5 protein-coding genes are annotated in these 17,234 nt (G+C 62.9%); 3 read left to right on the top strand and 2 right to left on the bottom strand.

From position 1 onward, the window contains the following. Positions 1–26 precede the first annotated feature (26 nt). Complete coding sequence (locus D6Z43_RS12565; protein ID WP_120652525.1) at positions 27–10,964, bottom strand: retention module-containing protein; 10,938 nt, start codon at positions 10,962–10,964, stop codon at positions 27–29. A 337-nt stretch (positions 10,965–11,301) separates the two neighbouring features. Here D6Z43_RS12565 and D6Z43_RS12560 point away from each other — a divergent pair, with 337 nt between their 5' ends. The 3 genes from D6Z43_RS12560 (at position 11,302) to D6Z43_RS12550 (ending at position 16,269) form a co-directional block, all read left to right on the top strand. Beyond that, positions 11,302–12,654 carry a TolC family outer membrane protein gene (locus tag D6Z43_RS12560; protein ID WP_120655249.1) on the top strand — a complete coding sequence of 451 codons (1,353 nt, stop codon included), beginning with the start codon at positions 11,302–11,304 and terminating at the stop codon, positions 12,652–12,654. A 110-nt stretch (positions 12,655–12,764) separates the two neighbouring features. Then, positions 12,765–14,921: a type I secretion system permease/ATPase gene (locus D6Z43_RS12555; protein ID WP_120652524.1), complete on the top strand. Its 2,157-nt coding sequence runs from the start codon at positions 12,765–12,767 to the stop codon at positions 14,919–14,921. Further along, positions 14,911–16,269: an HlyD family type I secretion periplasmic adaptor subunit gene (locus D6Z43_RS12550; protein WP_120652523.1), complete on the top strand. Its 1,359-nt coding sequence runs from the start codon at positions 14,911–14,913 to the stop codon at positions 16,267–16,269. Before D6Z43_RS12555 ends, D6Z43_RS12550 begins: the two co-directional genes overlap by 11 nt. 63 nt (positions 16,270–16,332) lie before the next feature. Here D6Z43_RS12550 and mmsB read toward each other — a convergent pair whose 3' ends face one another. Further along, entirely contained in the window at positions 16,333–17,217 is an 885-nt protein-coding gene (gene mmsB / locus D6Z43_RS12545; protein ID WP_120652522.1) for a 3-hydroxyisobutyrate dehydrogenase, read from the bottom strand. Positions 17,218–17,234 lie beyond the last annotated feature (17 nt).

The following is a 17,234-nucleotide window of genomic DNA, read 5'->3' as shown; positions in this document are numbered from 1 at the left end:
CCTGGGTGGCTGCGGACCGGAGAACATCAGTTCTGGTCCACCTTGATGGTCGGATCAGCACCCGCGATCAGGGAGTTGATGGACGAACCACTGAGCTGGGCTGCGGCGCCCTCGAGGGTGATGGACAGGTCGGCGTGGCTGGCGACAGTGCCTCCGGCGTCGTTCAGATGGCCGTCCTTGCTGACCAGCAGTGTGGCGTTGCCGGTGCCGGCATCGACGATCAGCTTGAGGAAGTTGTCGATGGTGGCGCTGGTTTCCCCTTGCAGCAGATCGCTGAGGTTGAGCTTGTCGCCCTCGCTCATCTTGAAGTCCTTCACCACATCCAGGTCCGGACTGCCTGTGCTGCCCGCGTCGCCGGCCTTCCAGACGAAGGTGTCGGCGCCCGTGCCACCCCACAGAGTGTCACTGCCCTTGCCTCCCGTGAGGGTGTCGTCGCCGACGCCGCCAATCAGGTTGTTAGCTCCGGCTGCGCCACCCAGGGCGGTGCCAGTAGAGCCAGCCTGGAGGGTGTTGTCCGAGTCGAAGGTGATCTGCAGGGGGTGGCTGGCCGTGCTGTCGTGGTCTCCGTCCGTTGCCTTGACGCCCAGCGTAATCCGCTGGTCGTAGGCTTCGGTCTGTCCGGTGAGAGAGTCGATGATCAGCTTGTACGAGGTGCCGGAGCCCGCACCGAATTTGATGGTGCTGAACTCGAACTGGCCACTGTTGAGCTTGCTGGCGTCAATCGTGAAGGTGGTTGTACCACTGGACACGCCATTCAGCGTCCCGGCGCCAACGAGGGCTCCGGACGAGTTATAGGCCGACCAGGTGAGGGACTCGTTGTTGCCTAATTTGTCGGTGGTCAGTGTGACAGACGTCAAGTCAGTCGACTGATTGGTGCTCTTGTCGATGAAAGTGAAGTTGAGCAGATCCCCCGTATCGATCGACTGGCCGGTACCGACTCCGAAACTGTTGTTGCTGGTATTCACGGTGTCAGCTACGCCGTTGGCCGTAGCCGAGGCTTGAAGCGAGAACCTGCTATTGGTGCCCAAGTCGTAGAGACCCGAATTTCCGCCCGAGAGATTGAAGTTGCTGAGTACCGCGGAGGGCGAGTCCAGATCGACGAAGTTGGTCACCTTGTATTGGCCACTGATTGGGTCTGCAGTAATCCTGAATACCTCGGTTCCATTGGCCGCCAAGGCGCTCACGGAATTGGTCCCGGTCACGTAATGCAGCTTGCTGCCCTGGTAAGTCAGATAGCTGGAAGTACTGATCTCGTTACCGCTTTTGTCCAGAGTGGTGCTGAGGATGTATCCGCTGCTGTCGACGGATACACCGGTGGTTGTGCTGAACTGAATCGAAGCACCATTGGCGTCGGCGCCAATCGACAGATTGAGTTCACCAATGGCTGTGGTACTGGACGAGTCGAGAAGAATGCTTTGCATCGGGGTCGCCATGACTGGCGCATCGTCTTCGACGTTGATCTGTAAGGTCCCGCTGGAGGAACTCACGCCGTCGCTGGCAGTCACCGCCACTGTAAAACCACGCACATCCTCCGCATTCGCCACCGCATGATCCAGCTGGCCGAGCAATGTAACGGTATAGGCGCCCGAGCTGGTGATACTGATGGTCATGATTGTCTGGCCACCAGCTGTAGCGCTCAACGTAGATGTGCCACTGCCGGACCACGTAAGGGGAACCCCATTCGAGGTCAGGGCAGTGGTTGGCGCCGTCAGCGTTACATTCAGGCTTGGCCCGTCGATGTCGCTGATAGCGAAGGTGCCGTTTGCGACCTGTGCATTGGTTGAGTCAGTCGGTGCCCCGGTAGTGTCCGGCAAGCCGCTGGTCAGCCCCTCTTCAGAGACGGTTGCGGTTCCGCTGATGGTACCGAATACGGGTGCATCGTTGGCCGGGTTGACGGTAATGGTGCCGGTTGCCGGGGTGGCATCTGCCAGGCCCTGGTTGTCGGTGGAGGCGTACTGGAAGGTGGTTGTGCCATTCCAGTTTGCGTTTGGTTTGAAGTAGATGGTCGCGCCATTGCTCGCCGCGTTGATGACGCTGCTGGTGCTGAGCGGGTCGGTGGCGGCGGCATCGCTGTAGAAGGTGCCGTTGGCCGGCAGCGAGGTCAGCTTGAAGCTGGCGACGGTGCCGTCGGCATCCGAACCGCTGAGGTTGACGGCGATCACCGTGTCTTCATTACCGCTGCCACTGGCTGCAAGGGTTTCCGGTGCGTCGTTGACCGGAGTTACGGTGATATTCAGCGTGCTGCTGCTACCGGTATTGGTGGTGTAGGTGACCTGCGGCACCGCGCCATTCCAGTTGGCCACCGGGGTGAAGGTGTAGTTGCCATTGGCGGCGATGGTCAGGGTGCCGACGCCGGCGATCACCGCGCTGGAACCGGCGGTGAAGCTGCCGGTGACGCCGGCCACGCTGAAGCTGGCGACGCTGAGGGTGTTGTCCACATCGCTGTCGTTGCCGAGCACGTTGCCGGTGGCGGGGTTGTCCTCGGCGACGGTGTTGGTGTCGGCCACCAGGGCGGAGGCATCGTCGACCGGGGTGACGGTGATATCCAGCGTGCTCTCGCTGCCGGTATTGGTGACGTAGGTGACTTGCGGCACCGCGCCATTCCAGTTGGCCACCGGGGTGAAGGTGTAGTTGCCATTGGCGGCGATGGTCAGGGTGCCGACGCCGGCGATCACCGCGCTGGAACCGGCGGTGAAGCTGCCGGTGACGCCGGCCACGCTGAAGCTGGCGACGCTGAGGGTGTTGTCCACATCGCTGTCGTTGCCCAGCACATTGCCGGTAGCCGGATTGTCTTCGGCGACGGTGTTGGTGTCGGCGACCAGGGCGGAGGCATCGTCCACCGGGGTGACGGTGATATCCAGTGTGCTCTCGCTGCCGGTATTGGTGACGTAGGTGACTTGCGGCACCGCGCCATTCCAGTTGGCCTCCGGGGTAAAGGTGTAGTTGCCATTGGCGGCGATGGTCAGGGTGCCGACGCCGGCGATCACCGCGCTGGAACCGGCGGTGAAGCTACCGGTGACGCCGGCCACGCTGAAGCTGGCAACGCTGAGGGTGTTGTCCACATCGCTGTCGTTGCCGAGCACGTTGCCGGTGGCGGGGTTGTCCTCGGCGACGGTGTTGGTGTCGGCCACCAGGGCGGAGGCATTGTCCACCGGGGTGACGGTGATATCCAGCGTGCTCTCGCTGCCGGTGTTGGTGACGTAGGTGACCTGCGGCACCTCGCCATTCCAGTTGGTCACTGGGGTAAAGGTGTAGTTGCCATTGGCGGCGATGGTCAGGGTACCGACGCCGGCGATCACCGCGCTGGAACCGGCGGTGAAGCTGCCGGTGACGCCGGCCACGCTGAAGCTAGCGACGCTGAGGGTGTTATCCACATCGCTGTCGTTGCCCAGCACATTGCCGGTGGCGGGGTTGTCTTCGGCGACGGTGTTGGTGTCGGGCGTCATAACCGACGCATCGTCGACCGGGGTGACGGTGATATCCAGCGTCGAGCTGCTGCCGGTGTTGGTGACGTAGGTGACTTGCGGCACCGCGCCATTCCAGTTGGCCACCGGGGTAAAGGTGTAGTTGCCATTGGCGGCGATGGTCAGGGTACCGACGCCGGCGATCACCGCGCTGGAACCGGCGGTGAAGCTGCCGGTGACGCCGGCCACGCTGAAGCTGGCGACGCTGAGGGTGTTGTCCACATCGCTGTCGTTGCCCAGCACGTTGCCGGTAGCCGGATTGTCTTCGGCGACGGTGTTGGTGTCGGCGACCAGGGCGGAGGCATCGTCGACCGGGGTGACGTTGCCGAAGCTCAGTTCGGCGGTGTCGGTGGCGGTGCCGTCGGTGACGGTGTAGGTCGCGGTTGGTACCGGGCCGTTGTAGTTCGGTGCCGGAGTGAAGGTGAAGCTGCCGTTGGCATTGATGACCAGCGAGCCGACGTCATTGATAGTCGCGGTCTGGCCGGCCGTATAGGTGGTGCCGTCCACTTCAAACTGAGTGACGGTCAGGCTATCGCCATCAATGTCGCTGTCATTGGTCAGGACATTGCCGGTGGTCGGGCTGTCTTCGGTGACAGCAATCGGGCCGTCGTTATTTGCCAGCGGCGCATCGTTCACGGGTGTGACGCTGATATCCAGCGTGCTCTCGCTGCCGGTGTTGGTGACGTAGGTGACTTGCGGCACCGCGCCGTTCCAGTTGGCCACCGGGGTGAAGGTGTAGTTGCCATTGGCGGCGATGGTCAGGGTGCCGACGCCGGCGATCACCGCGCTGGAACCGGCGGTGAAGCTGCCGGTGACGCCGGCCACGCTGAAGCTGGCAACGCTGAGGGTGTTGTCCACATCGCTGTCATTACCCAGCACGTTGCCGGTGGCCGGATTGTCCTCGGCCACGGTGTTGGTGTCGGGCACCATGACCGACGCGTCGTCCACCGGCGTCACGGTGATATCCAGAGTCGAGCTGCTGCCGGTATTGGTGACGTAAGTAACCTGCGGCACCGAACCGTTCCAGTTCTGCGCCGGGGTGAAGATGTAGTCACCGTTGCTGCCAAGGGTGAAGGTACCGACGTTGACGATGATGGCGGACTGGCCAGCAGTGAAGCTGCCGGTGACTCCCGCGACGCTGAAGCTGGCGACAGTCAGGACGTTGTCCACATCGCTGTCGTTACCCAGCACGTTGCCGGTGGCCGGGTTGTCTTCGGCCACGCTGTTGGTGTCGGGCGTCAGGACCGAGGCGTCGTTCACCGGAATGACGTTGCCGAAGCTCAGTTCGGCGGTATCGGTGGCGGTACCGTCGGTGACGGTATAGGTCGCGGTCGGTACCGGGCCGTTGTAGTTCAGTGCCGGGGTGAAGGTGAAGCTGCCGTTGGCGTTGATCACCAAGGTGCCGACACCGGTAAGAGTGGCAGTCTGGCCAGCCAGGTAGGTACTGCCCCCGACCTCGAACTGGGTGACTGTCAGGGTGTCGTTGTCGATATCGCTGTCGTTGGTCAGGACATTGCCGGTGGCCGGGGTGTCCTCGGTTACCGCGATCGGACCGTCGTTGGAGGCGACAGGCGCGTCATTCTCCGGGGTGACGGTGATATCCAGCGTGGAGCTGCTACCGGTATTGGTGGTGTAGGTGACCTGCGGGACGTCGCCGTTCCAGTTCTGCACCGGGGTGAAGGTGTAGCTGCCGTTAGCCGCAATGCTCAGGGTGCCGACACCGGCGATCACCGCGCTGGAACCGGCGGTGAAGCTGCCAGGCACGCCATTGATGGTGAAGCTGGCAACGGTGAGTGTGTTATCCACATCGCTGTCGTTGCCCAGCACGTTGCCGGTCGCCGGGTTGTCTTCGGCCACAGTATTGCTATCGGCAATCAGCGCGGAAGCATCGTCCACCGCATTGACCGTGATGGTGCCGGTGGCTGGCGTGGCATCTTCCAGGCCTTGGTTATCCACCGAGGCGTACTGGAAGGTGTTGCTGCCATTCCAATTGTTATTCGGCACGAACGTGAGGCTGGCACCGTTGCCGGTGGCAGGAACGATTGCACCAAGGCCCAGGACGACACCGTTGAGCATCAGGGTGCCGTCAGTGGGCAGTGTCTTGATGACAAAGTGGTCGACACTGCCATCGATGTCCGAACCGCTGAGGTTGACGGTGATCGGGTTGTCTTCGTTGCCCGAGCCCGCGGCTGCATTGGTTTGCGGCGCGTCGTTGACCGGCGTCACGGTGATGTCCAGCGTCGAGCTGCTGCCGGTGTTGGTGGTGTAGGCGATTTGCGGGATGTCACCGTTCCAGTCGGCGACCGGGGTGAAGGTGTAGTCACCATTGCTGCCGAGGGTGAAGGTACCGACGTTGGCGATGGTGGCGGTCTGGCCGGCGTTGAAGCTGCCAGTAACACCGGTCACGGTGAAGCTGGCGACAGTCAGGACGTTATCCACGTCGCTGTCGTTACCCAGGACGTTTCCAGTGGCCGGGTTGTCCTCGGCCACGGTGTTGGTATCGGCGACCAGGACGGAGGCATCGTCCACCGGGGTGACGTCGGCGAAGCTCAGTTCGGCGGTGTCGGTGAGGTTGCCGTCCGAGAGGGTGTAGGTCGCCGTTGGTACCGGGCCGTTGTAGTTCAGCGCCGGGGTGAAGGTGAAGCTGCCATTGGCGTTGATCACCAGGGTGCCGACACCCGAGAGGGAGGCAGTCTGGCCGGCCAGATAAGTGCTGCCACCGACTTCGAATTGAGTGACGGTCAGGCTGTCGCCATCGATATCGCTGTCATTGGTCAGGACGTTGCCGATGGCCGGCGTGTCCTCGGTGACCGCAATCGGGCCATCGTTGGAGGCGATAGGCGCGTCGTTCACAGGCGTGACGGTGATGTCCAGCGTCGAGCTGCTGCCGGTGTTGGTGGTGTAGGCGATTTGCGGGATGTCACCGTTCCAGTTGGCGACCGGGGTGAAGGTGTAGTCACCATTGCTGCCGAGGGTGAAGGTACCGACGTTGGCGATGGCCGCGGTCTGGCCGGCGGTGAAGCTGCCGGTAATGCCGGCCACGCTGAAGCTGGCAACGGTGAGCGTGTTATCCACATCGCTGTCGTTGCCCAGCACATTGCCGGTGGCCGGGTTGTCTTCGGCGACGCTATTGGTATCCGCCACCAGGACGGACGCATCGTCCACCGGGGTAACGGTGATATCCAGAGTGGAGTTGCTGCCGGTGTTGGTGGTGTAGGTGACCTGCGGGACGTCGCCGTTCCAGTTCTGCACCGGGGTAAAGGTGTAGTTGCCATTAGCGGCAATGCTCAGCGTGCCGACACCGGCGATCACCGCGCTGGAACCGGCGGTGAAGCTGCCGGGGACGCCATTGATGGTGAAGCTGGCAACGGTGAGGGTGTTATCCACATCGCTGTCGTTGCCCAGCACGTTGCCGGTGGCGGGGTTGTCCTCGGCGACGCTGTTGGTATCCGCCACCAGGACGGAAGCATCGTCCACCGGGGTGACGTCGGCGAAGCTCAGTTCGGCGGTGTCGGTGAGGTTGCCGTCCGAGAGGGTGTAGGTCGCCGTCGGCACCGGGCCGTTGTAGTTCTGCGCCGGTGTGAAGGTGAAGCTGCCATTGGCATTGATCACCAGGGTGCCGACACCGGTGAGGGTGGCGGTCTGCCCAGCGGTGTAGGTGGCGCCGCCCACTTCGAACTGGGTGACAGTGAGGCTGTCACCGTCGACATCGCTGTCGTTGGTGAGGACATTGCCGGTGGCCGGGGTGTCCTCGGTTACCGCAATCGGGCCGTCGTTGGAGGCGACAGGTGCGTCATTCTCCGGGGTGACGGTGATATCCAGCGTGGAGCTGCTGCCGGTGTTGGTGGTGTAGGCGATTTGCGGGATGTCACCGTTCCAGTTGGCGACCGGGGTGAAGGTGTAGTCACCATTGCTGCCGAGGGTGAAGGTACCGACGTTGGCGATGGTGGCGGTCTGGCCGGCGTTGAAGCTGCCAGTAACACCGGTCACGGTGAAGCTGGCGACAGTCAGGACGTTATCCACGTCGCTGTCGTTGCTCAGCACATTGCCAGTGGCCGGGTTGTCTTCGGCCACGGTGTTGCTGTCAGCGACCAGGACGGAGGCATCGTCAACCGGGGTGACGTCGGCGAAGCTCAGTTCGGCAGTGTCGGTGGTGGTGCCGTCGGAGACGGTGTAAGTCGCAGTCGGCACCGGGCCGTTGTAGTTCAGCGCCGGGGTGAAGGTGAAGCTGCCATTGGCGTTGATCACCAGGGTGCCGACACCCGTGAGGGAGGCAGTCTGGCCGGCCAGATAAGTGCTGCCACCGACTTCGAATTGAGTGACGGTCAGGCTGTCGCCATCGATATCGCTGTCATTGGTCAGGACGTTGCCGATGGCCGGCGTGTCCTCGGTGACCGCAATCGGGCCATCGTTGGAGGCGATAGGCGCGTCGTTCACAGGCGTGACGGTGATGTCCAGCGTCGAATCGCTGCCGGTGTTGGTGACATAGGTGACCTGCGGCACCGTGCCGTTCCAGTTCGCGGCCGGGGTAAAGGTGTAATCACCATTGCTGCCGAGGGTGAAGGTACCCACGTTGGCGATGGTCGCGGTCTGGCCGGCGGTGAAGCTGCCGGTAATGCCGGCCACGCTGAAGCTGGCAACGGTGAGCGTGTTATCCACATCGCTGTCGTTGCCCAGCACATTGCCGGTGGCCGGGTTGTCTTCGGCGACGCTATTGGTATCCGCCACCAGGACGGACGCATCGTCCACCGGGGTAACGGTGATATCCAGAGTGGAGTTGCTGCCGGTGTTGGTGGTGTAGGTGACCTGCGGGACGTCGCCGTTCCAGTTCTGCACCGGGGTAAAGGTGTAGTTGCCGTTAGCGGCAATGCTCAGCGTGCCGACACCGGCGATCACCGCGCTGGAACCGGCGGTGAAGCTGCCGGGGACGCCATTGATGGTGAAGCTGGCAACGGTGAGGGTGTTATCCACATCGCTGTCGTTACCCAGAACGTTGCCGGTGGCCGGGTTGTCTTCGGCCACGGTGTTGCTGTCAGCGACCAGGACGGAGGCATCGTCAACCGGGGTGACGTCGGCGAAGCTCAGTTCGGCAGTGTCGGTGGTGGTGCCGTCGGAGACGGTGTAAGTCGCAGTCGGCACCGGGCCGTTGTAGTTCTGCGCCGGTGTGAAGGTGAAGCTGCCATTGGCATTGATCACCAGGGTGCCGACGCCCGCGAGGGTGGCAGTCTGGCCGGCCAGATACGTGCTGCCGCTCACTTCGAACTGAGTGACGGTCAGGGTGTCGTTGTCGACGTCGCTGTCGTTGGTCAGGACATTGCCAACCGCCGCGAGGTCCTCGATGACCGGGACCGGGCCGTCGTTGCTGGCGAGCGGTGCGTTGTTCACCGGGCTGACGTTGCCGAAGCTCAGCTCGGCGGTATCAGTGGCCGTGCCGTCGGTGACGGTATAGGTCGCGGTCGGCACCGGGCCGTTGTAGTTCTGCGACGGAGTAAAGGTGAAGCTGCCGTTGGCATTGATGACCAGGGTGCCGACGCCATTGATGGTCGCGGTCTGGCCGGCCAGGTAACTGGCACCGCCGAAGCTGAAGCCGGTAACTGTCAGGGTATCGCCGTCGGCGTCGCTGTCATTGGTCAGCACGTTGCCGGTGGCCGGGGTGTCTTCGGTCACGGCAATCGGGCCGTCATTGCTGGCGACCGGTGCGTCATTGACCGGGCTGACGTTGCCGAAGCTCAGCTCAGCGGTATCGGTGGCGGTACCGTCGGTGACGGTATAGGTCGCGGTCGGCACCGGGCCGTTGTAGTTCGGTGTCGGAGTGAAGGTGAAGCTGCCGTCACTGTTGATGACCAGGGTGCCAGCGCCGCTGAGGGTGGCGGTCTGGCCGGCGGTGTAGGTGGTCCCGCCCACGGTGAATTGGGTGACGGTGAGGGTATCGCCTTCCACATCGCTGTCGTTGGTCAGCACATTGCCGATGGCCGGGGTGTCCTCGGTGACCGGGACGGGGCCATCGTTAGCGGCGACCGGAGCATCGTTCACCGGCGTGACGCTGATGTTCAGTGTCGAGCTGCTGCCGGTGTTGGTGGTGTAGCTGACCTGCGGTACCGCGCCGTTCCAGTTGGCATTCGGCGTGAAGGTGTAGGTGCCGTCGGCATTGATCACCAGGCTGCCGATGCCATTGATAGTGGCGGTGGTGCCGGCGGTGAAGGTGCCATTGACGCCGGCCACGCTGAAGCTGGCGACGGTGAGGGTGTTATCCACATCGCTGTCGTTGCCCAGCACGTTGCCGGTGGCCGGGTTGTCCTCGGCCACGGTGTTGCTGTCGGCGACCAGGGCGGAGGCATCGTCTACCGGGCTCACGTTGCCGAAGCTCAGCTCGCCGGTATCGGTGGCGGTACCGTCGGTGACGGTGTAGGTCGCGGTCGGCACCGGGCCGTTGTAGTTCGGTGCCGGGGTGAAGGTGTAGGAGCCATTGGCATTGATGACCAGGGTGCCAACGCCGGTGAGGGTGGCAGTCTGGCCGGCGGTGTAGGTGGTTCCGCCAACGGTGAACTGGGTGACGGTCAGGCTATCGCCGTCGGCGTCGCTGTCGTTGGTCAGGACATTGCCGGTGGCAGGAGTGTCCTCGGTCACTGCAGCCGGGCCGTCGTTGGCCGCAACGGGAGCGTCGTTCACCGGATTCACGCCGATAGTGACGACGATTGTGTCGGTGCCGCCTTTGCCGTCATCGACAATTACGGTGAAGGTATCGGTGCCGTTGAAGTTCGGGTTGGGCGTGTAGGTGTAGGAACCGTCCGGGTTGATCACAACGGTGCCGTTGCGCGGAACGTCGCCGGGCGTGTAGGTGAGCGGGTCGCCGTCGGGGTCGGTGGCGCCCAGTTGCCCCTTCACTGGGGTGTCTTCGTCGGTGGTCAGGCTGGCGTCCTGGCCTTGCGGGGACGCGTTGGGGCTGTCCGGCAGTTCAGGGGTGGGCTGTTGGCCGTCATTCGACGGAAGCGTGGCATCTACAGTCGGTGTGTTGTCTTCTTCCGCCAGCACTTCTCCGGCCAGTGGCTCGATTCCCGTGGAGAATCCAATGGTCGGGTCGACGCGGTCGGCCGTCGCATCCAGCATCACGAAACTGTGGCCGCCACCAGCGGCACCACCGCCAGCGCCACCAGCGCCCGGGCCTGCCGCAGTGGCTTCGAGTTCCTTGGTCGGGTCGACGCCTGCCTCGATGGCCTTCTGCAGTTGAGCAACGTCATCGGCGGGCGTCGGGGAAGCAGCCTGGGCAGGCAGTGTTTCGACGCTGGCGACGGCGTCGGACTCGCTCCATTGCGTGTCGCGGCCCAGATCGACGGTGCGGCCGTCAGTGAGCTCGAGAGTCACCATCCCCTCGATGCCCGTCTGTAACTGGTCACCCTTGAATAGGCGGTCACCTTCTACGAGCAGGCGCTGGAACCCTTCCGGGGACATTGCGAAAACCTGGCCAACAATGCTTTTGACGATCGCAATAACACTGCTCATGGGGTGACTCTCCTGAATTGGCTTTCAGCTGGCTTGTCGTCACTGGAGTCGAATAACGAGGACTTTGCGCAGGACTGACATTCCCTATCTATATTTAATGCATGGCGAAAAGGTGGCGCCAATATATTGGCTTATTACAATTGGCTATTGCATATATGCCAAAGTATTGACCAATTGACTTCCATCCTAAACAATCAATTCCATGCTGTCACTTTGATATTTGCTTCCTCATCTGGCAGCTTCTGATGTGATGTGATTCACGAAACCTGGCCTGGGCAGGAAGCAAGCTCCGGTGAAGTTTCAGGACCTCCAATTCAACGAAAAGGATGCCAAGAACATGCGTCTGAGACTCTCCACCTTCCTCCCATTTGCCCTGGCGGCGAGCCTTCCCGTACAAGCACAGAGCCTTTCTGAAGCCATGCAGCGAGCCATGGACGTTCACCCGGAAATCCAGGCTGGTGTTAATAGCCGTCTGTCGGCCGACAAGCAGTTGAGGGCAGCCAAGGGCGGCTACCTACCGTCCGTCGACCTGCTGGGCGGCTATGGTCGCGAAAGCACCGACAACACCACCACCCGTGCCACGGGCAATGACCACTGGAAGACCATGACCCGTGGTGAGTCCAGCCTGCGCCTGCAACAAATGGTGTTCGACGGCTTTGCCACGCAGAACGAAGTCGGCCGCCAGCAGGCCACCGTGAATTCCCGTGCCTACTCGCTGCTCGGGACCTCCGAGCGCACCGCGCTGGACGTGGCCCAGGTCTACATAGATGTGCTGCGCCGTGAAGAAATGGTGCGACTGGCCCAGGCCAACCTGCGCAGCCACGAGAGAATCTTCGATCAGATCAGCCTGCGCAGCGAGCGCGGGGTAGGGCGTCTGGCCGACCAGGACCAGGCGGAAGCACGTCTGGCCCAAGCCCGTAACAACCTGATCACAGAGCAGACCAACCTCAGCGACGCCCGCACCAACTACTACAGCGTCGTGGGCATGGACCCGGTGGACCTGAGCGAGCCGGCCGGCCTGCCGGGGCAATTGCCGGAATCCCTCGAGGGCGCCCGCCAGACCCTGCTGGCCAATAGCCCGATCCTGCGTTCCGCCGAGTCCGACGTCGCTGCTGCCGAGAAACAGTACGATGCCGCCAAGTCCTTCTTCTACCCGCGCTTCGACGCGGAATTGTCCCGCGGAGCGGACAATGATCTGGACGGTGAGAACGGCCACGTCAACGAGTGGCAGGCGATGTTGCGCATGCGTTACAACCTGTTCGCTGGCGGTAGCAACAAAGCGGACCTGGAGTCCAAGGCCTACCAGGTCAACGAAGCGCTGGATATCCGCAACAACGCCCTGCGCGTGTTGAACGAAGAGCTGGGCCTGTCCTGGAACGCTCTCGGCAATGCTCGCGAGCAACTGCCGATCGCCCAGCAATACGTCGACTACAGCACCCGTGTGCGTGAGTCCTACCAGCAGCAATTCAGCATCGGCGAACGTACCCTGCTCGACCTCCTGGACAGCGAAAACGAGCTGTTCACCGCCTCGCGTCGCCTGGTGGACCTGCGTTACACCGAGCTGTTTACTCAGTACCGCATCAAGGCGACCATAGGCGAGTTGCTGAAGAGCCAGGGAGTGGTGGCACCTATGGCCACGGTCGTGCAGACCGAACTCAAGCCAGAAGCAACACTCCCCGGCCTGAACTAGGTACCTGATTCGGATCCGCATGGCGCAGCGGGGAGTTCACCTCCCTCCTGCGCCGCCGGCATCCGGCCTGGGACCTGATACCCGTAGAACCCAGAGCAGAGAATCCAGGCGTGGATCCAGAAGTCAGTCGAGTTCACATCAATACCGATCCCCGCGGTCAGCATGACGATCCTTTGCTCGACTCGTTGCTGTCCCTTTGTGTCCTGCACAGAAAACCTGCCAATCGGGCCATGCTCACCAGCGGCCTGCCGCTGCCCAAGCAACGCCTGACCGCCGAGCTGCTGCCTCGCGCCGCAGCCCGCGTCGGCCTGCAGGGCCGCTTGCTGCAGCGTCGTCTGGAGCAGATTCCGAAGATCGCCATGCCGGCCTTGCTGCTGCTCAAGGAAGGCCGTTGCGCGGTGATGCTCGGTTGGGACGACGACGGCAGTGCACGCCTGCTGCTCAGCGAGAGCGACGGTGGCGAGGTGAAGGTCACTCGCGAGCTGCTGCAGGAGGACTACAGCGGCCAGGTGTTCTTTGCCCAGCCGCAGCACAAGTACGACCTCAACCAGGGCAGCCTCATCCCGCGCACCAAATCCTGGTTCCGCGACACTCTCAAGCGCTCGCGCTGGCTCTACACCGATGCGGTTGCCGCCAGCCTGCTGATCAACCTGATCGGCCTTGGCGCTCCGCTCTTCGTGATGAACGTCTATGACCGCGTGGTGCCCAACCAGGCCGTCGCCACCCTTTGGGTGCTGGCCATCGGTATCTCCGGCGCCTACCTGTTCGACCTTTTGCTCAAGACCATGCGCGGCCTGTGCCTGGATCTGGCCGGGAAGAAGACCGACCTGATCATTTCCGCGACCCTGTTCGAGCGCATCGTCGGTATGGCGATGAAGTACCGACCGGCGCGGGTCGGCAGCTTCGCCCAGAACATCCACGAGTTCCAGACGCTTCGGGACTTCCTGGCCTCACTGACGATGACCAGTGTCATCGACCTGCCGTTCACCCTGTTGATCCTGCTGGTGATCGGCTTGCTCGGCGGTCACCTGGTGTGGGTGCCGATCCTGGCGTTCCCGCTCGCCATGGCTATCAGCTGGCTGTTGCAGAAGCCGCTGGTGGCGACCATGGATCGCACCATGGCGCTGGCCGCCGAGCGCCAGTCGAGCCTGATCGAAACCCTCGCCGGCCTCGATGCGGTGAAGGTCAACAACGCTGAAAGCGACCGCCAGTACCTCTGGGAACAGACCATCGGCACCCTGGGCCGCCTCGAGCTACGGGTGAAGATGCTCTCCAGCCTGGCGATGAACCTGACGCTGATGATCCAGCAGCTGGCGGGCGTGGTGATGATCGTCGCCGGCGTCTACCTGATCATGACCGGCGACCTCAGCATGGGCGGCCTGATCGCGTGCTACATGCTCAACGGTCGTGCCCTCGGTCCGCTGACCCAGCTTTCCGGCCTGCTGACCCGCTACCAGCAGGCACGCCTGACCATGAAGTCCGTGGACCAGATGATGGACCTGCCCCAGGAACGCCAGGAAAGCGAACAGCCCCTGGTACGTTCGAAGCTGCAGGGCAGCCTCGAACTGCGGCAGATCAACTTCACCTACCCGCATCAGCAGACGCCTGCGCTCAGCGAGGTCAACCTGATCATCCGCCCGGGGGAGAAGATCGGCATCATTGGCCGCAGCGGCTCGGGCAAGAGTTCCCTGGCCAAGTTGATCGTAGGCCTCTACCAGGCCGACTCGGGCAGCCTGCTGGTGGACGGCACCGACATCCGCCAGCTGGACGTCAGCGAGCTGCGCCACAACGTCGGCTATGTACCCCAGGACATCCAGCTGTTCAGCGGCACCCTGCGCGACAACCTCATGTCCGGCGCCCGCTATGTGGAAGACGAGCTGGTATTGCAGGCAGCCGAGTTGTCCGGCGTGCACGAGTTCGCCCGGATGCACCCGCAGGGCTATGAGTTGCAGGTCGGCGAGCGTGGTCAGAACCTCTCCGGCGGCCAGCGGCAGAACGTCGCCCTGTCCCGCGCACTGCTGCTGGATCCGCCAATCCTGCTGCTCGACGAACCAACCAGCTCCATGGACAACCCTGGCGAAGAACGTCTCAAGGAACGTCTATCCGCGGTAATCGCCAACAAGACCCTGCTGCTGGTCACGCACCGTGCCTCGATGCTTTCGCTGGTGGACCGTCTGTTGATCATCGACCGTGGCCGGGTCATCGCCGACGGCCCGAAGGAAGCGGTCATGGAAGCACTGAAGAAGGGGCAGATCAGTGTCGCATAAGGGTTTCGGCGCACTGCGCCAGTACTTCAAGGGTGGCGATTCGCTTTCCGATCAGCCGCTGCCGGAGGTCAACAAAGCCCTGGTGGAGGATGCGCCGCGCGTGGTGCGCCTGACCATCTGGACGCTCATCGGCTTCACTCTGTTCATGCTGCTCTGGGCGCACTTCGCCCAGGTGGACGAGGTCACTCGTGGCGAAGGCAAGGCGATTCCATCTTCCAAGTTGCAGAAGGTGCAGAACCTGGAAGGCGGCATCGTTTCCGAACTGTTCATTCACGAGGGCCAGGTGGTGGAGGTCGGTGATCCGCTGCTGCGCCTGGACCCGACCCGCTTCGAGTCCAACGTCGGTGAAACCGAAGCTGACCGCAACGCCATGCAGCTGCGGGTGGAGCGCCTGAGCGCCGAGGTGGACGACCGCCCGCTGCAGATTTCCGAAGAGCTGCGTAAGCTCGCGCCCGAGCAGGCGAACAGTGAAGACGCCCTTTACCGCAGCCGCCAGCAGCAACTGCAGGAGGAGGTGGCCGGACTCGAAGAGCAACTGGTGCAGCGCCGCCAGGAGCTGCAGGAGTTCATCTCCAAGCAGGGCCAGTACCGCAACAGCTTGCAGCTCCTGCGTCAGGAAATCGCCATTTCCGAGCCACTCGTGGCCCAGGGGGCGATTTCCAAGGTGGAGGTCCTGCGCCTGCGCCGCGCCGAAGTGGAGAATCGCGGCGAGCTGGAAGCTACCAGCCTGGCCATTCCCCGTGCGGAATCGGCGATCAAGGAAGCCGAGCGCAAGATCGCCGAGACCCGCTCGCGCTTCCGCAGCGAGGCGCTGGCCCAGCTCAACGAGGCACGCACCGAGCTGAACAAGGCCAATGCCACCGGCAAGGCCCTGGAGGACCGTGTCAAGCGCACGCTGGTCACGTCGCCAGTGCGGGGTATCGTCAAGCAGTTGCTGGTCAACACCATCGGTGGTGTGATCCAGCCGGGCAGCGACCTTGTGGAAATCGTCCCGCTGGACGACACGCTGCTGGTGGAAGCGCGCATCCGCCCGCAGGACATCGCCTTCCTGCACCCCGGGCAGAGCGCCATGGTCAAGTTCACCGCCTATGACTTCACCATCTACGGTGGGTTGACTGCGGACCTCGAGCAGATCGGCGCGGACACCATTACCGACGATGAAGGCAACAGCTTCTACCTGATCAAGTTGCGCACCCAGAAAAGCCATCTGGGAAGCGAACAGAACCCGCTGTTGATCATCCCTGGCATGGTGGCCTCGGTCGACATCATGACCGGTAAGAAGAGCATCCTGAGTTATCTGCTCAAGCCCATCATCAAGGCCCGCGCCGAAGCGTTGCGGGAGCGGTGATCGACCTGTAGGAGCGAATTTGTTCGCGAATGAATTCGCTCCTACAAGGAAGGTATCGCTGACTCACTCCGCGAACAGCTTCTGCACCACCGAGAAGTCCTTCTTGCCCTTGCCCTGCTTGAGCAGCAGGCGATAGAGCTGCAGCGCCAGAGCACCCATCGGAGTGCTGGAGAGGCTGACCTGTGCCGTCTCCTGGGCCAGCCCAAGGTCCTTGGCCATCAGTTCGGCCATGAAGCCGCCATCGTAGTCCTTGCTCGCCGGCGCGTTGGGCATCACCCCCGGCCAGGGGTTGTAGCGTTCAAGCACCCAGTTGCCGCCCGAACTCTGGCGCATGATCTCGGCCAGCACGGCCGGGTCCAGGCCATTGGCCACGCCCAGGGCCATGGACTCCGCAGTGCCGATCATCTGCACTGCCAGCAGCTGGTTGTTGCAGACTTTGGCCACCTGGCCGGCGCCGTCGGGACCCGCGTGAAAAATGTTCTTGCCCATGGCCTGGAACACCGGTCGTGCTTTCTCCAGCGTTGCCGCCTCGCCGCCCACCATGAACGTCAGGGTGCCAGCGGCGGCGCCTGCGGTGCCTCCTGACACCGGAGCATCCAGCAGTTCGATACCCTTGGCCTTGGCGGCTGCGTGTACCTTGCGTGCGGATTCCGGGGCAATGGTCGAGCATTCCAGCACTACGCTGCCGGGGGCAATGGACTCCAGCAACCCCCCGCTACCCAGCAGCAGACCTTCCACATGTTTGCTCGCCGGCAACATCGTGATGACGACTTGGGCGCCGCTGACCGCGTCACGAGCGTCTCGGGCCGACTTGGCGCCCTCGGCCGCCAGCTCGTCGACGGCGGCCTGAACCAGGTCGTAGACGCTTAGCTCGTGTCCAGCCTTGAGCAGGTTGCGGGCCATGGGCAGGCCCATGTGGCCAAGTCCGATAAAGGCGATCTTGCTCATCGTGTTTCTCCTTGGCC

Source organism: Pseudomonas sp. DY-1 (assembly GCF_003626975.1).
In the GTDB taxonomy this organism is placed as follows: Bacteria; Pseudomonadota; Gammaproteobacteria; order Pseudomonadales; family Pseudomonadaceae; genus Metapseudomonas.
Note: the sequence above shows the minus strand (reverse complement) of the source record. Positions and strands in the feature narration are given on the sequence as shown.